The sequence below is a fragment of the Pelagicoccus mobilis genome, from assembly GCF_016595505.1.
Taxonomy (GTDB): Bacteria; Verrucomicrobiota; Verrucomicrobiia; order Opitutales; family Opitutaceae; genus Pelagicoccus; species Pelagicoccus mobilis.
On record NZ_JAENIL010000131.1, the window covers coordinates 1 to 1,879 of the forward strand.

2 protein-coding genes are annotated in these 1,879 nt (G+C 51.2%); both read right to left on the bottom strand.

The window, feature by feature from the left end:
* Nucleotides 1-436: 436 nt before the first annotated feature.
* Complete coding sequence (locus JIN87_RS27865; protein WP_200360005.1) at nucleotides 437-1,126, bottom strand: hypothetical protein; 690 nt, start codon at nucleotides 1,124-1,126, stop codon at nucleotides 437-439.
* Nucleotides 1,119-1,628 carry an AsnC family protein gene (locus tag JIN87_RS27870; protein WP_200360007.1) on the bottom strand — a complete coding sequence of 170 codons (510 nt, stop codon included), beginning with the start codon at nucleotides 1,626-1,628 and terminating at the stop codon, nucleotides 1,119-1,121. The genes JIN87_RS27865 and JIN87_RS27870 overlap by 8 nt, the downstream gene beginning before the upstream one ends.
* Between the last annotated feature and the right edge of the window lie 251 nt (nucleotides 1,629-1,879).

The following is a 1,879-nucleotide window of genomic DNA, read 5'->3' on the forward strand; positions in this document are numbered from 1 at the left end:
TTAAAGAAGCCGCTTATTCGAGAAATCCGATAGGCGGCTTTTTTGTGTCCGTACCAAAGGATTAGAACCTTCGAAGAAGGTTGGGCTCTTGTGGTAATGTCGCACCTGCGGTGCTTGGTAGACGGAGCGCAGCGGAGAAGGAGCAACGCTAAGCGTAGGGTTCGAAGAACCTGAGGCGAAGCCTCACTCAATCCTTGAACAGTCACTTCGTTCCTTAGATGTCGTCGTAAGCACTCCTCGGAACACCCCGACCATCTCAACGATGGTAAAGAAACCGTAACTCAAAAAGTTGCGGTTTTTTCATGCCCACGCCGCATGTGAAAGGATGAGTTCCGAAGAGGCGTCAGTCCTTCTCGTCTACATCTCGTGAACGGCGAAACAAGCGAAGCGAAGGTGTACATAGCCCCCCCTCAAGCAAACGCCAAAGAACTAGAGTTTATAAGCCAGCAAGCGTATTCAGTTTTTCCAACAGTTGAGGCAATCTCGCCTGGCTACCGGAATCAGGAGGCAAATGGGCCGGCAAAGCTTCTTCGAAATCAGGATCAGCCAGCAAGTTTGCCACTTCCGTTCGAACGTATGTCCGCAGCTTCTCATCCACAGTTCCAACTTCCTTCACCAGCGCTGCCCTTCCATCGACAACTGTGATGATGTCCTCAAGGTCGTGACTTCCGTAGTAATCGCCTTCTCCCCGGTCACTGAAAGCCGCCAATTTCGTAGCAATAAATGCGGGAGCAGAAACGACCTTGATCGATTCGCCATCGATCACGCAATCGACCGCTGTCGCAAGAGCATAGTCAAACCATATGGTATTCAGCCCAAGAAGCGTTCCATCTGTTGGCATCAAGTCAACAGTCAGCGTGTTGAATACCCACCGACACATCGGAGCCCCTAGTCTCGCATCATTCTCAAAACCTCTATCTCTCAGCCGTTGCTCGAACTCGGGATACCTTTTCCTGGACAGGACTTCGACAATAACGTCCACATCATCAGTTGGCCGCATCGGAGTCAGCTCAGGAGAATCCAGTAACAGCCCAGCTATCGAGCCTCCGGTGAAAGCGTACTCGATTTGCAATTCGTCGAACTCGCGGGCCAAGCCTTTAAGGCTAGCAAATGGAATCTCAGCCATTGCTCAAGATCCTCTCGTCAAGCTTTTCAATCGCAACCTTTCGTTCCCGAGCTCTCCCGAGTCGTACCGTATCCACTAACGCAAGACAATCATACAATTCTGGATCCATGCGAGCCGCGACCGGAACGGATCTGTAAAGGGGCTCGACACTTGGACCACGCGAGTTCCCATCTCCATCAGGCCAAACAGGAACGTCCTGGCTATTTCCGCCAAACTGGCCTTTCAAAACAGGAGCGCCCCAAGCGGTCGCAATTCCCCGTGCAGGCGCCCCCTCTTTGGCCGGAAAAACATGAGCCACTCCCGAAACAAGAAAATTGCGAAAAGGTTGTCTCGCCACTCGCATTCCCTCCGCCGGCACCAAACGCCCCTCGCGCAATCGCTTAACTGCTGCATGGACTTCCGAAGCACTCATTCCCAATTCACTCGCCAAAACCGCATACGAGCCCCCCTTCTCCCCGACCAGGAGAAGCTTCAAAGCAACAACGATGTCCTGTGGTTTCATTGCCATCGTGAATCATTCGCTATTCGCGAATAGCGAATAGTCAAGATTTCTCCAATTACCCCGAAGATCAAAGACAGCTCCCAGTCTGCAAAAAATACAATCGCCCTCCTTAACCCACATCATTCTCTATAACTACTTGTTCATTAGTCTTTTCCCCGAATCCTTTCACCCCGACCATTAAAGAAGCCGCTTATTCGAGAAATCCGATAGGCGGCTTTTTTGTGTCCGTACCAAAGGATTAGAACCTTCGA

Excerpts from the sequence above, each read along its gene's own strand:
- JIN87_RS27865 (WP_200360005.1), bottom strand. The coding sequence starts at position 1,126 with ATGGCTGAGATTCCATTTGCTAGCCTTAAAGGCTTGGCCCGCGAGTTC.
- JIN87_RS27870 (WP_200360007.1), bottom strand. The coding sequence starts at position 1,628 with ATGAAACCACAGGACATCGTTGTTGCTTTGAAGCTTCTCCTGGTCGGG.